Origin of the sequence: Dactylosporangium sp. NPDC049742 (assembly GCF_040674675.1) — a bacterium.
Taxonomy (GTDB): Bacteria; Actinomycetota; Actinomycetes; order Mycobacteriales; family Micromonosporaceae; genus Dactylosporangium; species Dactylosporangium maewongense.
This window is the reverse complement of sequence record NZ_JBFANF010000115.1, coordinates 1-19860: the sequence shown is the minus strand read 5'-3', so window position 1 is coordinate 19860 and position 19860 is coordinate 1. Positions and strand designations below refer to the sequence as shown.

Here is a 19860-nt window from a genome sequence, read left to right as displayed (position 1 = left end):
CGGCGAGGTCCTGGTCGGGCACGTCGAAGCGCATCTCCTGGAGCAGTTCGCGGGCCCGGGCGGCCGCGGTCGCGCCCGCGGCGACGGTGGTGGCGACGTGCTCGCGCCGGCCACAGTCGCGAGGCCGTTTGGCGTGGCCCGATATGGTGAACCGATGCCCGAACCTATGCGCGTGGTGCTCGCCGCCAGCGGGGCTGAGCAGTTCAATGTACTGCGCGACACGTGCCTGGCGGCGGGCCATGAACCGGTTGCATACGTGGTATCGCGGTCGATGCGTCCCCGTTCACCAGTTGACGCGTGGATGGTCGAATCGCTTTCAACGATCGTGACCCGACTGCCGGACGAGATCGACCTTCTGGTGCCGGCGAGCGGCGATGGACTGGCCCGTCAACTCGTCGGTTACCGGCCGGATCTGGTGGTTGTGCACGGCTTCAACTGGCGGCTGCCCGTGCGGGTACTGGAGATGGCGACGTATGGGGCGATCAATGCCCATCCGTCGCTGTTGCCGAAGTACCGTGGACCTGCGCCGGTGTTGGCGGCGATCCGTGCGGGGGACCCGAGCATCGGGTTGACGGTGCATCGGATGGATGAGGGGTTCGACACCGGCCCGACCCTCGTACAACGTGATGGAATCGTCCTTGATGAGTGGGTCACGCCGGCGCTGCTGTGGTCGCGACTGGGGCCCGTGCTGGCGGAGGCGCTCACGGAATCTTTTACGATGATCGCCGACGGGGCGCCCGGCAAGCCGCAGGGTGACGCCGGAGCGAGCTACGCCGGGTTCATCGAGCCGGAGTTCTCCAGCATCGACTGGGGCCGTACCGCCGCGCAGATTCACCACCAGGTGCGGATGTTCGCGTACATGGGGCGGGCGCCGGTCGGAGTGGTCGACGGTGTACGCCTGCGCGTGGTTCGCACTTCGCTGGCTGAGGCCGACGGCCTGCGCATGGAGTGCGCCGACACACCGATCTGGATTGTCGAGTCTGCCCCGGAGGCGGATCAGCCGTCCCGGGCTTAACCCTGCAACCGGTCGCGCAGAGCCGTCGCAGCAGGGTCATGGAAGTGCTCCAACAACGCCAGGGCTTCCGCGCGGCGGGCCACTGGATTTTCTGTGTCGCCCAGTCGCTGGCTGGCATCGGCCCAGGACGCGAGCGTGCACGCATGGTGCCATCGGCTCCGCATGTCGCGCTGGGCAGCTGCGGCAACGGTGTAGAAGTCGACCGCCTCTTCCAACCGACCGAGATCCTGGTACACATCACCCGCGGCGGCAATGGCGATGGCTTCACGGATCCGGTCGCCGACGCGTCGCTGGAGTGTGGCAGAGCGCTGGTACGACTCCAGTGCCAGGCCGGGTTCACCGGCGGCGCGTTGGATATGGCCGAGTTCGACGAGCCAGTGCCCGAGCCACATCTGGTTGTCAGCATTCTCGGCGATGGTGATTGCGGCGCCGATATTGACGTGGGCGCTGACGAGATCGCCGGTCTCTCGTCGCAGCCGGCTGAGGAGATACAGGGCGTTGCCCTCGCCGAAACGGTCGCCGGCCCGGCGCAGCGTCTCCAGCGCGTCCTCCAGCGGAAGGGCGGCCTCGGTGTGCCGATGCAGCTCCAGAAGCGCTTGGGCTCGGTTGGCGTCGAGGTTCCCGATCCAGTATCCGTCGTCGAGGTCGGCGGCGATGTGTCGTCCCTCAGAGAAGGCCGCCACGGCGGCGTCGAGGTGTCGGGCGCCCAGCGCGACCAGCCCGAGCGCGTTGTGGGACATTGCCTCACCGCGACGGTCACCGAGGTGTTGTCTGATCTCCAGCGCCGACCGGTGGCTCGTCGCGGCGTCGTCGAGGCGGCCGGACTGTAAGTACGCGGCGCCGAGATTCGCGTGCGTCCACGCCTGACCGGCAAGGTCACCGGCCGCGATGGCGCTGGTGAGGCCGATGCGGCCAGTGACGAGCCAGTCGTCGAAGGCGTTCTGCAGAGCGCAGATCCGGCCAAGGACCACGGCGAGTCGCCATGCGAGCGGGTGCAGGTCCGCGTCGGCGGCCGCGCGGGTCGCCGCAGCGAGGTTGTCGCATTCGGTGTTGTACCAATGCTGCGCGGCGTTGGGTGTCGCCAGCATCGGCAGAGGCGGGTCGACTTCGGCAGGGACGGAGTGGAGCAGCACGCTGGTGTCGAACCCGGTCAGGTGGCGCAGTACAGTGGCCGCCGCTTGTAGGTACCAGCTGACGATTCGCCGCAGCGCGGCTCCCTGCTCCATCTGGTCTTCGGTGTCGCGAGCCTGGTCGTGGGCGTAGGCACGCAGCAGATCGTGAAACTCATATCGGCCCGGTGCCCGCTGGTCGAGCAGGTGCGCGCCGACGAGGACGTCGAGGTACCGGCGGGCGGTGCGCAGATCGTGTCTGCCGAGCGCGGCCGCGGCTTCGGTGCTGAACTGGTTGCCCGGATGCAGGCCCAGTAACCGGAACAGGCGGGCGGCAGATTCGGGCAATGCCCGGTATGACCAGGCGAAGACCGTGCGTACGGCGTCGCTGTCGTCAGTGTCGCCGGGGGTGAGTGCCTCCCACAGAGCTGACTCGTCGCGGAGGTCGGCGATCAACTCATCGAGGCGCATCATCGGCCGGCTCGCTGCGCGTTCGGCGGCGACACGCAGCGCGAGGGGCAGACGCGCGCAAAGCCGTGCCAGTTCGACGAGTTCGTGGCGCCGGTCGTCGGTTCGGTAGCGGCTGGTCATGATGCCCAGTAAATCAACGGCATCGTCCTCGTGCAGCACGTTGAGTCCGACGCGGACGGCGCCGTCGCGGGCGACAAGTGCGGACATTCGGTCGCGGCTGGTAACGACGGTAAGACAGGTGTCTGTACCGGGCAACAACGGGCGCACCTGGGCGGAAGTCGCGGCGTTGTCGAGGACGATCAGGACACGCCGGCCGGCGATCACCGACCGATACAGGGCCGCTCGGTCGTCGACCTCAGCAGGGATCGCCGCCGAGGGGACGCCCAGGTCACGCAAGAACCGGGCGAGGACCTGACCGCCTACGACGGGCAGTCCGGGGTCGTAGCCACGCAGGTTGACGTACAGCTGACCGTCGGGGAACAAGTGCCGGACGGAGTGCGACCACCGCAGCGCCAGAGACGTCTTGCCGACTCCTGCGGTACCGGTAATGACCGCGACAACCATCGCGTGGGATCCGTGCCGTTCAGCGGTGAGCGCCCCGTCGAGCGTGGCCAGTTCGATGTGCCGATTGACGAACGCGGACACGTCACCGGGCAGCTGTGACGGGATGACCGCAAAGGTCTCTGGCTCAGGGTGGTGGACGTGCCCGGCGCCGTGAATATGACCGGGCTGCACGATGGCGCCTAAAGATTGACCGGCATCAAATCGGTTGAGATGACCTGGTGGCTCCGCCGAAGGACCTGGGGATGTGGCAGACATACGGCGACGGGGTCAGGGTGTCGGTGGGGGCAGTGGGGAGATCTCCCTGTCGAAGAATAAGGCCAAGGGTTCGCCCTCGTCGTAGAGTCTCCGAGTAAGTCGTCGGCAGCGGTCGACCAGGCCGCGGTCGCGGAATCTGCGGCCCGCGCACAGGACGCCGTGTTCGTCGTAGACGGGCTGGTACAGCAGCGTCGAGCCGAGCGTGGCGAACTCCGGCAACAATCCGTCTGACTCTAGTTCAGCGATCTTGTCGGGGCCGACGACCCGGATCAACGCGCCGGTCCGCTCACGGGCGCGCAGCAGGTGCAGTTCCCACTGCAGGTACGGGATGATCGGCTGCTCGACGACCCGGACCCGATAGGTGGCGAAGCCGTGTCCAGCAATCTTTCGGTAGTAGTCGGCAAAGTCGTCGCGGCGGGCATCCAGCAGCCGCAGCGCCTCGCTCCAGTTGCCGTCGGCGAACGCTTGCCAGCTGTCATCGCCTGGTTCGCGAAAGTGCTGTTGGCGTTCCAGTTTCCAGAAATCCCCCTCCTTGATCGACCAAAAGTCTCGGTCGAAAGCAGGGAAGTAGTCTTCTAGCGGCAACAGCTCGCTGTTGACGCCATCAAGAAGGTCAGGCATCTGGGATGTCGGTACGCGCGGCCAGCATTGTGCGGCGTGGGATGACCACTACGCGCTCACCCGGTCCGACAGTTGCATCGGCAGGCAACAGCGGACGGTAGTGGTCAGTCAGGTCACGGCCGACAACCGCAATGTCGCCGTTGTCGAGTTCCCAGATGTCGGGGCAGCCGTTGTCGCCACCGGTCGCGTTCAACTCTTCGGGGGACCTGCCCCAGCGACGCAAGAATCTTGCCGCGGTGTCCGGCTCCCAGCCGACGCCCACAGCCACCTCCGAGGATTCGCCGGAACGGCATTGACCTTCGGTAATGCTACTAGCTGCTCGCGGTGCGCGGAACGAGAGGACGTGGACCCATAGGTAATGATCTGGATGCCCGTCGCCCTCGCGCTGACTGCAAGTACCGCGGCACCCTGTTCTACCTTTTATCCGCAATACATCGGTGCAAGTCAAACCCATATCGGGTGGCGCGGCGATGGTGACCGTCGCCCGGTGGAACGCGGTGGCCTTGTCGTAGCGGGTGGCGACGGATCGGCATTGCGGTGCTTGTGGTGGTCCGTCGAGACCGGTGGCGACCACCGCGGCTGCCTCGTCGGCGGCGGTTGCCCCGCTGGTCGGTGCGTTCAGGGATGCTCGTCCGCAGACCAGTGACGCTGCGCAGTGGCAGACCTGGTGCCACTCCACCCCGAAGGTCGGGTCCGGCGCCGGCAGCCACTTGCCGTCCATACACGGCACTGCGCCGTCCATGGCCTGCGGACCGGCCGGAGGCCCGGTGGCACCGACGTGTTTCGCCGCGTTGGCCGACAGCCGCCGCATGATGCGCGCCCAGGAGCGCTCCACGCTTGCCGCTACGAGTCGCATTCCGCGGCACACCCCGCCCACCGGGCGGCCGAACGCCGCTTTTGCAGGTCGACCACGCGGACGCCGAATGCGGCGTGGCTCCTCGGTGATCACGGATGCATCGGCATTTTCCCGGACTCGGCCTGCATGAACGTCACGTCGACACCACTCGTGTACTGCTCCCGCTCGGCCAGGAAGTGCTTGGTGTGCGGCTGCCGCTCGTGCGCGTCGAAGGCGGCTCGGTCGGCGTACAGCTCGTAGAACACCCGGACCAGCGGTTCGCCGGGCACGGTGTGCACGACGTACGCCAGCGTGCCCGGTTCGAGCCGCTCGATCTCCGGAGTCGTCCGCGCGACCAGCTCATCGAACCCCTTCGCCGCCGCGTCGTCGTGGAGCTGGAACCGGACGACCAATGCGAAACCCCTGCTCATTGCCTGCCCCTTCCGTCTTCCTCGGCACCAGCACGGACCGGGCTGGTACCGAACGCCGGCCTTGGAGATGATGACGACGTGGCCAGACACGCACAACGCCCTCCGAGCCTCGGCACGGTGCTGCGGGCGGCGCTCGTCTGGTTCGTGATCGGCGGCTCTGGAGTCATGTTGATTCTGTGGCTGTCCGGGTCCTCGTAATCCGTCTGGATCCCCGAGGTTCCAGGGCGAGACAGCCCCTGGCCGCCGGAGTTCCTCGCCGTCGTGCCGGGTGCGCCGTTCAGGTCACGCTCGGTGTGGCGCCGGCGGCGTCGAGCCGCTCGGCCAGCAGTTGCATTTCCGTGTGCGCCAGTCAGGCCCTCACCGATGAGAGATCCCACCGCATCGAGCCGCCGCAGCCGTCGCATCGCCTCATGAGCTGAGCATCACGCACGGCCACGAATCCGATCAGCCGACGTCCGATGAGCAAGCGGCGCCTGCTCTTGAGGGGGTGTGGGTGGAGCGAAGCTCCCCCACTGGGGAGCAGGCGAAGCCTGCGCGGGGAATCCACGGTCCAACGGCGAACGCCCCCTGCGTGAGCAGGGGGCGTTCAGGACCGTGGGCGATACTGGGTTTGAACCAGTGACCTCTTCCGTGTCAAGGAAGCGCGCTCCCACTGCGCCAATCGCCCTAGCTTGGGGTGCCTCACCGTGGTGTGGCCTTTCCGAGGTGGGAACGGGATTTGAACCCGTGTACACGGCTTTGCAGGCCGTTGCCTCGCCTCTCGGCCACCCCACCGTGGTCACTTGTTCCCGAGCGGACGACGAGATTCGAACTCGCGACCCTCACCTTGGCAAGGTGATGCGCTACCAGCTGCGCTACGTCCGCACCGCCTGGCCTGTCTTGCACCCGGCGACGGATGCAAACTCTAGCCGACCGCCAACCGTCATGCCAAACCGGTATCCGGATCCGGCGCGTCGGGGTGGGGTCAGCCGGGTTGTGCGGTGAGGCCGGCGCAGGTCTGGAGGCTGTCGTACCGTTGGCTGAGCTTGGTCGCGGCGGCGCCGGTGAGCAGCTTGGGCTGGCCGGTGTCGGAGACGACGGCGGGCAGGAACTCCCGTTTGGTGACCTTGCGGTCCCGGACGGTCAGGCGCAGGACGCCGGTGTCGGTGCTCTTGGAGGTGCCGTACCAGAGGAAGTTGGCCATCCCGTAGGCGACGAACGTGGAGCCCAGCCAGCCCGATCCCTGCAGGGTGTGGGCGTGGGAGCCGATGATCAGGTCGGCGCCGGCGGTGGAGAGCTTGGCCGCGAAGGCCTTCTGGGTGCTGTTGGCGCAGCTGTTGCCTTCGTCACCCCAGTGGTTGAACACGATGACGAGGTCGGCCTGGGCGCGGGCGGCGGCGACCGCGGCGGTGGCGCGGGCGGTGTCGAACGCCATGGCGATGCCGGGCTTGTCGGGGCCGGCGGCCCAGCTGGAGGCGAGCTCGCTGACCTGGTTGAAGCCGAGGACGGCGATCTTCACGCCGCGGACGGTGGTCAGCCAGGGCCGGTACGCCTCGTCGATGGTGGCGCCGGCCCCGAACGCCGGGTAGCCGGCCTTGTGGACGGCGTCCAGGGTGTCGAGCAGCCCGACCCGGCCGTAGTCGAGCGTGTGGTTGTTGGCGATGCTGACCGCGTCGATCCCGGCCGCCTTGAGGGCCTCGATCGCGACGGGTGTGGTGCGGAAGTGGTACGTCTTCGGCTCCTCGGTCCCGCGGGACGTGATCGCCGTCTCCAGGTTGACGATCGTGAGGTCGGCCGAGGACAGCTGCGACGCGATCGGGCCGAAGGCGGTCGCCGGGTTTGCGAGCAGCTTGGCGGTCCGGTCCATGAAGTGCACGTCGCCGGCGAAGGCGAGCGTCAGGTCGACCGGGGTGGGCGACGGGGAGGCCGAAGTCGGCGCGGCGGGCGCCGGGGCGGACGACGGCGCCGGGGCGGAGGGCGCCGCGGTGGCCGTGCAACCGGCGATGAGCAGCAGCGGCGCCGCGAACATCATGCGTCTCACGGAGTCACGCTATCGGGTGACCGCCCCCCTCGGTGAACGCCGCGCGACGATGCGCTAGAGTCTTCACCAGCAACGCGGACGTAGCGCAGCTGGTAGCGCATCACCTTGCCAAGGTGAGGGTCGCGAGTTCGAATCTCGTCGTCCGCTCCAAGAAACACCGTTCAAGGACCGTCGTCTAAGAACGACGATTCAGTAGGGCAACGCCCGCCGCCGAGCCACCGGGATCGGTGTGGAAGGCGCTTTCGCCAGCAACCACAGCGGGTTCGAGACGCCCGCGAGCGTGCCGTCCTTGAGCCGGACCTGCGAGCGCACGTAGGTGCCGGGCTGCAGCAGCACCGACGTGTCGGCCGTGATCTTCGTGGACGGTGTGAGGCCGCTTCCGAGCTTGCCGGTGACGACCTCCAGCTTCGCGCCCTTCGGCAGCTTCGTCGCCGTCACGTCGACCTTCACCGGTGTGGTGCCGACCAGGACCGCGCCCATGTAGGAGACACCGCCGACGCGGAGGTCGAGGGCGCCGCGGAACGAGACGAGGTCGGTGAACCAGGCCGCCCCGGCGGACAGCGCGCGCAGCAGATCGGCGCGGCCCTTCGACGGGGACCAGACGTGGCTGACGAAGTGGTCCTCGTTGGCCGCCCAGTCGGTGGCGTCATGGTCGTCGCTGCTGCCCAGAGCGGTGAAGAAGACGCAGTTGCGGGCGGCGACGTCGTACACCCAGAGCAGGTCCTCGACCGGGTCCCGGCCGATCTCGACGAGGTCGGCGCCCAGGGCGCCCCGGGTCACGATCAGCTTCGCCAGCTCGTCGCGCTTCGCCACGTCCATCGGGTGGTTCCAGCAGACGAGGCCGCCGTGGGCGTGCAGGCGGCGGACCATCGACCCGGTCAGGTCGGGGTCGTTGTCGCGCAGCGGCGGGCTCGGGAACGGCGGGAAGGCCAGGTCGCCGCCGAACCAGTTCAGGTGCCTGACCATCGAGACCTCGAGGGCCCGGAACTGGGTGACGTCCGGGTAGCGTTTCGCGACCGCGGCGATGACCTCGGCGCGCAGCTGCTCGCCGGCCTGCCCGGCGCGGCGGGCGCGGTCGAAGGTGAGCCGGTCGACCACGAACCGGGCCTGCCGGACCTCCAGCGCCAGCCCCGTGAGGGCGTTGTCGCCGGCGGTGACGTCGGGCCACAGCGCCGCGATGTCGTCGCACAGGTCGAACGTCAGCGACTGCCACGCGCCCGCCTTCACGGGGCGCGTCACCGTGCCGACCGCCTTGTCGGCCTTGTGCGTGACCTTGGTCCCGCCGCAGATGTCGTACCGCAGCCGCAGCACCCCCTTGCCCGGCTGGTTGGACAGCTGGATCTCCAGCGTCAGCGACCCGCCGGCGAGCTGCTCGGGCAGCACGTCCAGGGTGAGGGTGGTGTCGGCGACGCAAGCGTTCGCCATCGCGTTCCAGGCGATGCCCTCCATGCGCAGCGCGCCGTCGCCGGTGGCGCTCAGGCGCAGCGCCTTGCCGGTGCCGTCGCGCGGGGAGTGCGGCGCGGCGACGAAGTCGGCGGTGTGGGTGCGGGGCTTGCCGGCGAGGTGCTGCTTCCACGTCCAGTCGAGCCCGTGCTCGGGCTCGGAGGTGCCGTCGAAGTGCACGGCCTGGCGGTGCCCGGCCGCCGCGATCCGGAAGTCGTGGTCGGTCCACCAGACCACGTCGACCTTGTGCTTGCGGGCCTGCTCCAGGTGCGCCGCGTAGCTGGCGAGTCCCTCACTGAACGGTCCGTGAATGTGCGTCGCCATGCTGACGGCCAGCAACGGCTTCGCGGCCGCCGACGCCGGCGCCGGCAGGGCGGCTCCCGCGGTGGCTCCGGCCGCCGCCAGCAGGACGCCGCGCCGGCTCACCCCAGTTGCGTGCTCCACCCCTCCGACGTTGCCCCGCCACCCGCCTCACCCGCAGGTGAACGCGGAAACCCCGGCGCGTCACCCGGCCGCTTTGCGGCGGTTACACGGTGCTTGTCCGGTCCTGGCGCCCGGACCTCACCGCAGACGTCTCAGCAGTGCCCAGGCGCCAGCCGCGAGGATCGCCGAGGCCGCGGCCAGGGTCGAGGCCGGCGGTGGGAAAACGCGCAGTGGTGCCGGCTGGGGACTGGCTGATAATGGGGCGATGAAACTTGTAAGGGCGCCGATGTCCGTTCGTCACGCGGTCCTGACGTTGGTGGCGACCTTGCTCCTCGGCGGGTGCCTGCTCCTGCTGGCATGGCAGAGCGACATCAAGGACCAGCAGCGCCGCACCGCCCCGCCGTGCGCGCCGAGCCAGGTGTTCACGCAGGCGAAGTGCCGGGCCGAGCTCGACGGCACAGTCACCAGCATCACCCGGGACAGGGTGGAGGTCGACGTCGACGGGCACGCCCTGGGCATGGACATCACGATCTCCCAGCAGGTGCCGGCGGTGACGGGCCACCCGGTGCGGGTGACGCTGTACCGCGGGGCGCCCGTTCGTGTCGTTGGCGACCACCTGAACGTCGGCCCGCAGGACACACCGGCGAACAACCGCAACATCTTCGGCTTTCTCGGCCTGCTGTTCCCCGCCGGAGGGGTGGTCGCCCTGCTCGTGGCGCTCAGCGCCCGCAGGCATCCCGGGTGAGACGGATCGGGGCGCCCGCCGTGGCTCGGCGGGCGCCCCGATCACCGGTCAGCAGTTGTCGTGATGGAACAGGATCCAGGTGTTGCTCTTGCCGATCCCGGCGCCGCCGCCCTTGCCGGCCGAGTAGCCGACGGTCGCCGAGTGGACGTCCCGGTCACCTTCCACGTTCTTGCCCCACGAGTAGGAGCCGCTGACGACCCAGGCACCGCCTTCCACCGTGTCGAACTCGCCTGCTTGGTCCCTGATGTCGCCGTCGGACCAGAAGACCTGGTCGCTCACGCCCGCACTCAGCTGGGCGCCCTCGGTCGAGCTGCCGCTGGCCCACACGCCCCAGCCGCGGGAGTCCTGGCCGTAGCAGATCGAGCCCCCACCGCTGACCACGACCGCGAGGCCGATGGCCTTGCACCTGCCGACGGTCCCGGGGTCCGGCGGGGTCACGTAGCAGTGGTAGCCGGTGCCGATGTCTCCCCGGCACTGGTGCGTGTTGGTCGTGTCGATGGTGGCGGTCGTCTCGGCGCCGTTGAGGTCCACCGTCACGGTGGCCTTGGTGTCGGTGCCGGTCAGGATGACGGTGCTGTTGGTGCCGCAGATGGTCACCGGGACCTGGGAGTTGCCGCCGGCCGGCTCGCCCGGGGTCGTGTCGGTGTCGCCCTCGAAGTTGAAGCCCTTCTGCGGGATGATCTCCTCGTCCTCGATGACCTTCTCCATCGCCCACACGGACACCCCGACCCGGCAGCCGCCGGCGGACTTGCAGACCCGCCGGTAGTGGTAGCGGCGGTGCTTCTTGACGCCGTGCTCGACCACGGTCTCGTCCTGTGACGCGGAGATCTCCGGAGTCGTGGACTGCTGCTCCTGGTCGTGGTACATGCCGGTCGGGTCGGAGGTGGACAGGGGCGAGTAGTCCGCGTAGCCGTAGCCGTTGTACGAGACCGGGCTGCCCTCGTCGAAGATCGGGTCGGCCGCGACGAACCGGCCCAGCAGCGGATCGTAGGGGCGGGCGCCGACCTGGGTCAGGCCCGTCGGGTCGTCGATGCCGCCCACGAAGTCGCGGGTCGTCGGCCAGCTGACGGTGGCGCCGCGGAGCTGGCCGAAGGGCGTGGTGCGGCGCTGGGTCTTCGCGAGGGTCGCCGCGTTGAACGTCAGCTCGCCGGTGTCGTGCGGGTCGGACGTGACCCACATCAGCCCCGCGCCGGTGGTGCGGACGGCGCCGTTGCCGTAGAAGCGGGTCGTGGTGACCTGGTTCGTCGGGGAGATGTGGACCTCCTGCCCGCCGAGGTACAGCGTCGTGCCGGAGGTGTCCCGGGCGATGAGCCGGTGACCGTCCGGCCCGTACACGTAGGAGGCCGCGCCGGGGCCGCCGGTGACCGAGCTGATCCGGCCCTCCGCGTCCCAGTTGAGGACCTGCCCGGCGGCGCCGCTGAGGTTGCGGTTCACGGTGTTGCCGGCCGTGTCGTAGGTGTAGTTGTTGACCGTCGAGCCGCCGGTCGGTGGCTGCGTGGTCAGCTTCGTCACCGCGTGCGGCCGGGCGGCCGTCGGGAGCGGGTAGGTCGACGTCGCCGTGGTGTCGCCGGCCGCGGTGCGGTCCTTCTGGGTGGCGCGGTTGCCGGCGCTGTCGTAGGTCCACGCCTGCCAGTACGGGCTGGGCCCGCCCAGCGCCGAGAACGCGACCGTGGTGGGGTCCGTCGAGCAGTTGCCGTTCGACGGGGTCCACGCGTTGGTCAGCCGCTGCAGGTGGTCGTAGCGGAAGCACTGGTTGTCGTCGGGGCCGGCACCGTACTGCGCCGTCTGGTCCTTGACCGACGTGATCTTGCCGCTGTTGTCGTAGCCGTAGTAGGAGTCCTGGTACACGGCGAAGGTGTCGTTGTCGTAGACGCCGTGCTCGAGGGTCTGGCCGGTGCCGGGGTCGTAAGACCAGATCTGGGCGAGGTTCTTCGGCCCGCCGTTGTTGTACAGCGTCGCGCTGATCCGGCCGAACGAGTCGTACGCCGTCGCGGTGACGTAGGTGTTCAGCCCGGACAGCGTCGTGGCCAGGCCGAGGCTGTTGTACTCGTAGGTCAGCGTCTCCGCCGGCTGTGAACCGGCGCCGCCGCCACCGACCGCGGGCATCGTCATGGTGGCGATGCTGCCGTTGGGGTTGTACGTCATCGTGGTCTGGTACTCGCCGGCGAGGAGGGTGCCCTCGGCGGCCGGGATGGTGACCGACGTCTTCGTCGGCAGGTAGGTGCCGGCCTTGTACTCCAGGGTCTTCGTCGTGTACGAGCGGCCGCCGCTGTACCGGGTCGAGGTGCTCTCCTGCCCCTTCACGATCTCGTCGTAGACGGTGTGCACGAGCTGCGTACCGGTGGCGACGGTGCCCTGGTACAGGTCGGTCCTGCGGCCCAGCTGGTCGTAGACGGAGGTCAGCACGGTGCCGAGGCCGTCGGACGAGGTGACCTGCTGGTCGAGGTCGTCGAAGGTGAAGTCGAGCGTGCCGCGGTCCGGGTCGACGACCTTGGTCCTGCGGTGCCGCACGTCGTAGGTGTACTTCCACTGCGTGCCGGCGTTGTCGGTGACCTGCGCGAGGTTGCCGCGGACGTCGTACAGGTTGGTGGTGACGTCCTTCACGCCGGTGGGCGCGGTGCCGTGGAACTGCCACAGCTGGGTCTGCCGCCCGAGGGCGTCGGTCCAGATCGACGTTCCGGTGCCGCCCGCCGGCGCGGTCGTGTCGACGTGGTCACCGCCGTAGGCGCTGGTGGTGCGCCACTTCTCGACACCGTCCGCCTGGTAGGCCGCGACCGTCGGCCGGCCCGCGTTGTCATACGTGGTCATCACCCGGCCGGGGGTCGGCGAGGGCGGCGTGAACAGGTTGCCCCACGAGACACCGGCCTGGAAGTACGGGTTGTTGCTCTGCACCGCCAGCCCGCGCGAGTCGTAGATGGTGTCGGTCAGCACGACCCCGCCGCCGACCGCCGGCACCTGCGTCTGACGCTTGCGCAGCAGGCCGTCGAACAGCTGGTAGGAGGTGTTGTACCCGGTGCCGTCGGGGGTGAGCACGGACGTCGCGGTCGACGTGATGGCGGTGACGCCGCCGACCACGTACGCGTACTTCCGCGTCGGTGTCCCGGTCTTGGGCCGCCCCGGCTCCCACACGTCGGTGATCCGGCCGAGCGCGTCGTAGCCGAGGTCGTACCGGCGGCCGTTCGCGTCGACGGCGGACGTGATGTTGCCGTACGCCGGGTTGACGGTGTCGGTCCGCGTCCACGTCTTGCGGTTGGTGTACGCGATCGACGTGGCCTGCGACCCGCTCGCCGGGGTGTAGACGGTGCTGCTGGTGTAGCCGAGCGCGTCGGTCGTGGTCAGCGTGCGGCCGTACTTGTCGTACGTGTCGACGCTCACCGCCCGGTACACCACGTTGCCGGCGGCGTCGTTGAACGCCTGCTCGGTGCGGGTGGCGTCGCCCTTGGAGACGACCCCGTCGAAGCTGCCCGCGTTGTCGAACCACGTCCTGGTGTCGGCGACCAGCAGCGTCTTCAGGTCGGGGTTGGCGGTCGCGCAGGGCGCCGCGACGACCTGCTGCTGCGCCACCGCGGTGCGGATCGTCCCGCCGGTGTCGGTGGCGTACGTGACGCGGGTGCACCGCTCGTCGCCGGTGACCCCCGTGTCGCCGGTGTCGTCGACCTTGACGACCCGGCCGATCGGGTTGCTGAGCCCGGTCTCGGTGTCGAACGTGTTCGTGGACGTGGTGGTCCGCCAGCCGCGGCCGCCGTCGAGCGCGACCTTCTGCGTCGAGGAGCGCACACCGGTCAGGTAGGCGTTCACGACGACGCTGTTGCGGTTGCGGGTGACCGTCGGGCCCGACTCCCACGGCGCCTGCAGGGCCTTGCCGACCACGGGGGCGGTGTCGCCGACCCCGTTGTACTGGATGACCTCACGGGTCATCCCGTTGCGCCAGTCCTCGTCGTTGATCGCGGCGCCGCCGAAGTCCGGGTCGGCCGGGATCTGCACCGACCGGGTGCCGGTGGGCGTCTTGTCGCCGTGCATGCCGCGGAAGTAGACGGTGTCGGTCTGGATCTGCGGCGTGTCGGCCTGGCCCAGCAGCGTGCGGACCTTGCCGTAGCCGCGCCACTGCCCCCACGACTTGTGCGCCGACGGGACGAGCTCGTTGTCGTCGTAGTGCCACGCGGGGTCGCCGATGTACTGGTAGCTGGTGACACTGCCGACCTTCGGCTGCAGCCCGCCGGTCTTGTCGGTCACGGCCACCGCGGTGACGACGTACTTGTGGAACCAGTCGAACGTCGCGGTGGTCGTGCCGTACGGCGTCCAGTACACGGGGAAGCACCGCAGGGTGTTGGTGTCCGGCGACGCCGGCATCCGGGTGTTCACCACGCAGTCGGGCGCGGAGTAGGTGACGGCGATCTCGCCACCGGTCTCGGTGGTGAGCGAGGACAGCCGCAGCCGCTGGATCGGGTTCTTCGTCGGCGACGTGTCGACCCGGTTGCCCATCGACACCGGCGTGAACGTGACGCTCGGCAGGTCGATCTTGTTCGCCGGGCCGGTCTCCAGGCCGGTGTGCTGGATGCCGTCGAGCCACAGCAGCTTCGGCCGGCCGTCGCCCGGGGTCTTGAAGCTCGTGTTCAGCGTCCACCGCTCGACGTCACGGTAGGTGACGCCGGTGCCGGACCAGACCTGCGTCGTGACGGACGCCAGCCGCTTCTGGGTGAAGAACGACGGCGCCAGCGCGTTCGGGCAGGACGACGTCGAGTCGCACTGCTGGTCCCAGGGCACGTCCGGCCAGTTCGACGGGGTGCTCTGCACGCACGTCGCGCCGGGCGTCTCGCAGCGCTCGGCGGTGGCGAACACGACCTGGGCCGGCGCGTAGCCGGCGGTGTAGAAGCTCTCCGTGCCGGCCTCCTTGCGGGTGCCGTACAGGATGTGGTCGATGTGCCCGCCGCGGGTGTACGTGGAGACGGTGCTCGCGGTGTTGTTACGGCCGTAGTGGTTGGTCTCCTGCCCGTACCAGAGCGACATCGTGTTGCCGCGCGGGTCCAGCACGTAGTCGAGGTTCCAGGTGTACGCCTGGTCGCACCACGCGTTGGCGTAGGTGGCGTTGTAGCAGGGCTCCGGGGTGGCGCCGCCGTTGTTGCCGAAGACCGGCACGGTGAACACCGACTGGGTGGTCAGCTTGCCGCTGGTCCAGCCCGGCAGGCGGTTCAGCCCGAAGCTGTACACCCAGCCGTCGGGCGTGGTGACCTCCCAGTACTCGCCGTTGCGGGCGCCGTTCGTGGCGCCGGTCTTGCGCTCGACCTTCGTGCCGTCGTCGTTGCGCAGCCGCCAGACGTCCGGGTTGGTGGACAGCTGCAGCAGCTCGCCGGAGTGCCCCGGCATCGTCAGGCTGGCGTTGTCGGTGCCCCAGCAGAGGTCCCCGACGCCGGCCTTGCCGTCGTCCGCGCAGGACACGTAGTTGCGGCTGATGAACCCGGGGCTGTAGTCGAACCCGTCACCGGCCCAGGACGGCTGGTTGTTGGACGCGGCCGTCAGCCCGTCCATCCCCGCGGAGTCGTAGCCGATGCCGACGCCCGGCGCGGGACCGCTGATCTGCGGCGGGGTCTTGATCGGGTACGTCCAGGTGAAGCCGCCGCTCTGGCCGCCGGCCGACCAGCTGCTCGTCGGCGACATCTGGGTGGCGGCGTAGTCGCCGCCGCCGTTGGTCGTCTGGGGGCTGGCCGCGAGCGCCACCAGCGCCCCGGCCGCGGCGGACTGGGTGCTCGCGCTCATCGACGCGACCCCGCCGCCGGTGCCGCCGCCGGTGAGCGCGACGGTGGCGCTGATCGTGCCGGTCCCGGTGTCGTTGCTGGCGGCCAGGTCCGTGGGCCGGCAGCCGGGCGCGTCCGGGGTGCGCAGCGCGCACTCGGGCAGGCTGACCAGGTGCAGCCGGGAGGACCAGTCGCCGCCGTACGCCTCACGGAACGCGGTGTAGTCCAGCCCGAACCGCACCGTGCCGCCGGTCGCCGCCGTGCCGTCGCTGCGGGTGAGCCGCACGACGACGGGCCGGCCGGCGGCCGCGCCGGCGTCGTGGGCCAGCACGTCGACGCGCACGGACCCGGGGTCGCGGCCGGCGCGCTGGGCGAGGGCCGCCGCCTTGCCGCTGACCATGGCGCCGGCCAGACGCACCGGGGTGCCCGGGACCGCGGTGCCCTGCCGGGCCTCGGCGTCGACGGCCGTGGACAGGTCGCCGGAGCCCAGCGTCACGTCGGCGCTGACCGCGGCGGGCCAGCGCACGGTCGCCGGCGGGCGGGTGAACGAACCCGCGGCGGCGGGCGCGGCCGCGGGCTTCGAGTACGAGCCGGGCACCGACGCGACCGGCTTGGGCGGCGCGATGCGCTTCGCCGGCGCGGCGAACGCCGGTGCCTGCGCACCGGCGGCCCCGGCCAGGGCGGCCGCGACCACGCACAGCAGGGCCCTGCGCACGGCCGGCCCCCTCAGACGCGGGCTCATGCGACCGCCACCCGCCGTCCGGGTCCGGCGTCCGGGAGGGAGGTCAGGTGCGCCTGCCCCCCGCTGTGCAGGCGCACCGGCGGCAGCGCCGCCGTGGATGTCACGAGCGGCGTGCGGCCCGTGCGAGGTAAAGGCACCAATGGAGCACTCCTCAACGAGAGCGACCAGGACAGCCGGAGCACGCCGGCGACGGTGCCGGGGCTCCGGACTCGCGATCCACGATCATGGATCGCACCGCAGTTTCCCGCAGGCCGCTCTCACGCGCCTACCCGTACCCTCAACGCCGCCCGTCCCGTCCCGTCTGGGCCCCATCTGGGTCTTTGTGCTCAGGCGCGGGGGCGGCCGCGCGGTTAGCGTCCTCGCCGGTGGGTGCCGGGCGGCGGCACCCGGACGCCGACTCAGGAGACGTGCATGACATCCCTTCGACGCACGCCGCGGTCGCGGCTGTTCGTCCTGGCGGGCATCGCGGTGGCGCTGGCCGGGTTCCTCGGCTGGTTCGCGACCGGGCCGCTGCACCTGGCGAGCGCGGACGACAAGCCGCTGTCCCAGGGCAAGCCGGCGACGGCGTCGTCGCTGGAGGGGCAGGGGTACCCGGCGAAGGCCGCGTTCGACGGCGACCCGAAGACCCGGTGGTCCAGCGCGTTCAGCGACCCGCAGTGGGTCCAGGTCGACCTCGGCGCCCCGGTGGCCGTCAGCAGGGTGGTGCTCACCTGGGAACGGGCCCACGCGACCGCGTTCGAGGTGCAGCTGTCCGTCGACGGGACGAACTGGCGCACGGCGTACACCACCACGACCGGCACCGGTGGCGTGCAGAACCTCGCGGTGAGCGGCCTCGCGCGCCACGTGCGGATGTTCGGGACCAAACGGTCCAGCGGATACGGCTTCTCGCTGTGGGAGTTCCAGGTGTACGGGTCGGGCTCGGCACCGGCCACCGCGACCGTGAATCCGCCGTCGACGACGGCCCCGACCGGCGGCAGCACGGCGAGCCCCAGTGGCACCGGCTGGATCGACGCGCCCAACCCGGTGCGGAACGTGAAGCCGTCGCACGAGGTGCCGCCGAACAAGGGCGGGTTCCACGAGTTCCAGGCGAACTGCTCGGTCAGCCGGACCAACCTCGGCGACGACCCGATCGTGTTCCCGGGCCTGCCCGGCGCCTCGCACCTGCACACGTTCATGGGCAACACCACCACGAACGCGAACACGACCATCGAGTCGCTGGGCAAGGGCCAGACGACCTGCAAGGCCAAGGGTGACCTGTCCGCGTACTGGATGCCGACGCTGTTCAACGGCGACACCCCGGTCAACCCGGAAGGGCTGCAGGTCATCTACTACAAGGCCGGCGTGACCGACTACCGCAGCGTCCGGCCGTTCCCGAAGGGGCTGCGGTTCGTGGTCGGCAACGCGAAGAACACCGACGCCGACAAGTTCCTCGCCGCGACCGAGGAAGGCTTCGAGTGCGGCAACAGCTACAAGAACAAGAACATCCCGCTGACCTGCTCCTCGGCGCGGGACGTGAAGCTCAACATCCGGTACCAGGCGCCGAGCTGCTGGGACGGGCTGCACCTGGACTCGCCGGACCACCAGAGCCACATCGTGTACCCGGTGGACAGCCACACCGCGTCGGGCTGGGTCTGCCCCGACAGCCACCCGGTCGCGGTGCCGAAGCTGGAGTTCAAGATGGCCTGGCCGGTCAACGGCGACATGTCGAAGGTGCGCTTCGCCAGCGGGGCCGGCCCCACGTTCCACTACGACTTCATGAACGCGTGGGACGAGCGGACCCTGGCCGCGATGGTCGACGGGTGCATCGTGGCGGCCCGGCAGTGCGACCCGCGGGGGCACGACGGCCGCGATGACCAGCAGCCGGCCCCGTACGTGCTGAACGAGAACTACCTGCTGCCCTGACCCCCCGACCTTCAGGGCGCCCGGCGCCGCCGTCCACGACCGAGGACGGCGGCGCCGCCGGCTGTCCGGACGCGTGCCGTAGGGTCCCGTCCGGGGGTGTGGCGTGCAGGTGAGCCGACGGCCGGGGCAGTGGCTGGGTGTGACGGTGGTCGCGGCCGGGATGGCTGCGGCGACGGTGCTCGTGCCGCCGCTGATCGCCCCGGACCGGGACACGGCCGACGAGGCGCCTGTCGTTTCAGCGCCTCCTGTACGGGGTTCGGCGGCCGTGCCCGGCAGCGCGCCGGCGAGCTTCGCGCCGATCGTCGTGGAGGCCGAGGACCCGGGCAACCGGCTGACCGGCGGCGCCGCCGTCACCGCGTGCGGCACCTGCCACGGCGGCGCCCGGGTCCGCTACCTGTGCTTCACCTGCACCCTGGAGGTCCGCGCCGTCCTGCCCTCGGCGGGGTCGCGGACGGTGACGGTGGGGTACGAGGTGGACGGCCCGCGCTCGGTGAAGGTCCGGGTCAACGGGGCGGCGCCGCGCACGTTCCAGGTGACCGGCCCGGCCTGGACCGTGCCCCGGTCGTTCCAGTTCACCGCCGAGCTGCCCGCCGGCGAGCTGCGGCTGACGTTCTTCAACGACGACACCCCCGCGCCGGACCTCGACGTCGTCACGATCGCCTGACGGACCGGCCGGCCGACGCTTTTCGGCTGATCAACTTTGGCTGAAATCCGGCTTAGGCGCCGTGCCGGGGGTTCGGTGGCGGGGCGCCCGGCAAGTAGCGTTCAGTGGTGCACTCGGCGGGCAGGGAGATCGCCGCGGCGGCGTTGACCCGGGCGGTGCTCATCGCGCGCGCCGCCGCCACGATGAGCGCGGCCGCCGCCGGGCTGCTGCTCGTCGACGACCCGGGCCCGGTGATCGCGGTCCTCACGTTCGTCGCCGTCGCCACCGCCGCGCAGCTCGGCGCCCTGGCCCGGTGGCCGGGACTGGTCGCCCGGCCGGCCCTCGTCGTCGCCGCCGACCTCGCCCTCGTGTTCGTGGTCCTGGCGGTGAGCCGCGGCGGCATCGCGTACTTCTGCTACGCCGCCGGCGCCGGCGGGCTCGCCGGGGTGGTGCTCGGCATGCGGGCGCTGCCGGTGTGGGTCGGCCACGCCGCGCTCAGCTTCGCGGTCACCGCCGAGGTGCTGCGCCGCAGCGACCCGCCGGCGGAGATCGCCGCGTTCGTCGTCGCGTTCCCCATGGCCGGCGCCCTCGCCGGGCTCGGCGCGGTCGTCGCGACCACCGCCCTCGCCCGCCACCTGGAGCTGTCCACCAGCCTCCTGGTGGCCGCGCAGCGCTCGGCGGCCGCTTCCGAGCGGGCCCGGCTCGCCCGCGAGCTGCACGACTCGGTGGCCAAGACGCTGCGCGGGGTGTCTCTGGCGGCGCTGGCGCTGCCGTCGTCGCTGCGCCGGCAGCCGGCGCTCGCCGAGCACCTCGCCACCACCGTCGCCGCGGGCGCGACCGCGGCCGCCCGGCAGGCCCGCGAACTGCTCCAGGAGATGCGCTTCGACGTGCCCGACCAGGACCTCACCA

General features: G+C 70.4%; 12 protein-coding genes and 4 tRNA genes. 6 read left to right on the top strand and 10 right to left on the bottom strand.

The window, feature by feature from the left end:
* Window positions 1–1015, top strand: a 1015-nt coding sequence (locus AB0J72_RS57125) for a formyltransferase family protein (RefSeq protein WP_363417088.1), incomplete at its 5' end; no start/stop codon positions are given.
* Here the strand turns inward: AB0J72_RS57125 and AB0J72_RS57120 are convergent.
* From AB0J72_RS57120 to AB0J72_RS57085, 8 genes are all read right to left on the bottom strand, one after another.
* A complete protein-coding gene (locus AB0J72_RS57120; protein WP_363417085.1) occupies window positions 1012–3240 on the bottom strand; it encodes a tetratricopeptide repeat protein in 2229 nt (742 codons plus the stop codon). The genes AB0J72_RS57125 and AB0J72_RS57120 overlap by 4 nt on opposite strands.
* A 186-nt stretch (window positions 3241–3426) precedes the next feature.
* Window positions 3427–4035, bottom strand: a complete 609-nt coding sequence (locus AB0J72_RS57115) for a DUF6879 family protein (protein WP_363417082.1) — start codon at window positions 4033–4035, stop codon at window positions 3427–3429.
* A complete protein-coding gene (locus AB0J72_RS57110) occupies window positions 4028–4984 on the bottom strand; it encodes a hypothetical protein (protein WP_363417079.1) in 957 nt (318 codons plus the stop codon). The genes AB0J72_RS57115 and AB0J72_RS57110 overlap by 8 nt, the downstream gene beginning before the upstream one ends.
* A complete protein-coding gene (locus AB0J72_RS57105; protein ID WP_363417076.1) occupies window positions 4981–5301 on the bottom strand; it encodes an antibiotic biosynthesis monooxygenase in 321 nt (106 codons plus the stop codon). The genes AB0J72_RS57110 and AB0J72_RS57105 overlap by 4 nt, the downstream gene beginning before the upstream one ends.
* 595 nt (window positions 5302–5896) lie before the next feature.
* A tRNA-Val gene (locus tag AB0J72_RS57100) sits at window positions 5897–5968 on the bottom strand.
* 36 nt (window positions 5969–6004) lie between these two features.
* Window positions 6005–6075, bottom strand: a tRNA-Cys gene (locus tag AB0J72_RS57095).
* Window positions 6076–6092: 17 nt separating this feature from the next.
* Window positions 6093–6165: transfer RNA gene (locus AB0J72_RS57090), tRNA-Gly, on the bottom strand.
* Between the two features lie 100 nt (window positions 6166–6265).
* The gene (locus AB0J72_RS57085) at window positions 6266–7312 is read right to left on the bottom strand and encodes a CapA family protein (protein WP_363417091.1); all 1047 of its coding nucleotides are present in this window, start codon (window positions 7310–7312) and stop codon (window positions 6266–6268) included.
* Window positions 7313–7395: 83 nt separating this feature from the next.
* Between AB0J72_RS57085 and AB0J72_RS57080 the strand changes: the two genes are divergently transcribed.
* Window positions 7396–7471, top strand: a tRNA-Gly gene (locus tag AB0J72_RS57080).
* Window positions 7472–7510: 39 nt separating this feature from the next.
* Here the strand turns inward: AB0J72_RS57080 and AB0J72_RS57075 are convergent.
* Window positions 7511–9208, bottom strand: a complete 1698-nt coding sequence (locus AB0J72_RS57075; RefSeq protein ID WP_363417073.1) for a hypothetical protein — start codon at window positions 9206–9208, stop codon at window positions 7511–7513.
* A gap of 244 nt (window positions 9209–9452) precedes the next feature.
* On the opposite strand from AB0J72_RS57075, the gene AB0J72_RS57070 reads away from it, so the two are divergent.
* Complete coding sequence (locus AB0J72_RS57070; RefSeq protein ID WP_363417070.1) at window positions 9453–9932, top strand: hypothetical protein; 480 nt, start codon at window positions 9453–9455, stop codon at window positions 9930–9932.
* A 48-nt stretch (window positions 9933–9980) separates the two neighbouring features.
* Here the strand turns inward: AB0J72_RS57070 and AB0J72_RS57065 are convergent, their stop codons facing one another.
* Complete coding sequence (locus AB0J72_RS57065; RefSeq protein WP_363417067.1) at window positions 9981–16406, bottom strand: RHS repeat-associated core domain-containing protein; 6426 nt, start codon at window positions 16404–16406, stop codon at window positions 9981–9983.
* A gap of 411 nt (window positions 16407–16817) precedes the next feature.
* Here AB0J72_RS57065 and AB0J72_RS57060 point away from each other — a divergent pair, with 411 nt between their 5' ends.
* The 3 genes from AB0J72_RS57060 to AB0J72_RS57050 all read left to right on the top strand — a co-directional run.
* Complete coding sequence (locus AB0J72_RS57060) at window positions 16818–18308, top strand: DUF1996 domain-containing protein (RefSeq protein WP_363417064.1); 1491 nt, start codon at window positions 16818–16820, stop codon at window positions 18306–18308.
* A 109-nt stretch (window positions 18309–18417) separates the two neighbouring features.
* A complete protein-coding gene (locus AB0J72_RS57055) occupies window positions 18418–18972 on the top strand; it encodes a hypothetical protein (RefSeq protein ID WP_363417061.1) in 555 nt (184 codons plus the stop codon).
* 107 nt (window positions 18973–19079) lie between these two features.
* Window positions 19080–19860 (top strand): histidine kinase dimerization/phosphoacceptor domain-containing protein (locus AB0J72_RS57050; protein ID WP_363417058.1); only part of this gene is annotated, 781 nt, incomplete at its 3' end.

Excerpts from the sequence above, each read along its gene's own strand:
- AB0J72_RS57115 (WP_363417082.1), bottom strand. The coding sequence starts at position 4,035 with ATGCCTGACCTTCTTGATGGCGTCAACAGCGAGCTGTTGCCGCTAGAA.
- AB0J72_RS57105 (WP_363417076.1), bottom strand. The coding sequence starts at position 5,301 with ATGAGCAGGGGTTTCGCATTGGTCGTCCGGTTCCAGCTCCACGACGAC.
- AB0J72_RS57085 (WP_363417091.1), bottom strand. The coding sequence starts at position 7,312 with ATGATGTTCGCGGCGCCGCTGCTGCTCATCGCCGGTTGCACGGCCACC.
- AB0J72_RS57070 (WP_363417070.1), top strand. The coding sequence starts at position 9,453 with ATGAAACTTGTAAGGGCGCCGATGTCCGTTCGTCACGCGGTCCTGACG.
- AB0J72_RS57065 (WP_363417067.1), bottom strand. The coding sequence starts at position 16,406 with ATGAGCCCGCGTCTGAGGGGGCCGGCCGTGCGCAGGGCCCTGCTGTGC.
- AB0J72_RS57060 (WP_363417064.1), top strand. The coding sequence starts at position 16,818 with ATGACATCCCTTCGACGCACGCCGCGGTCGCGGCTGTTCGTCCTGGCG.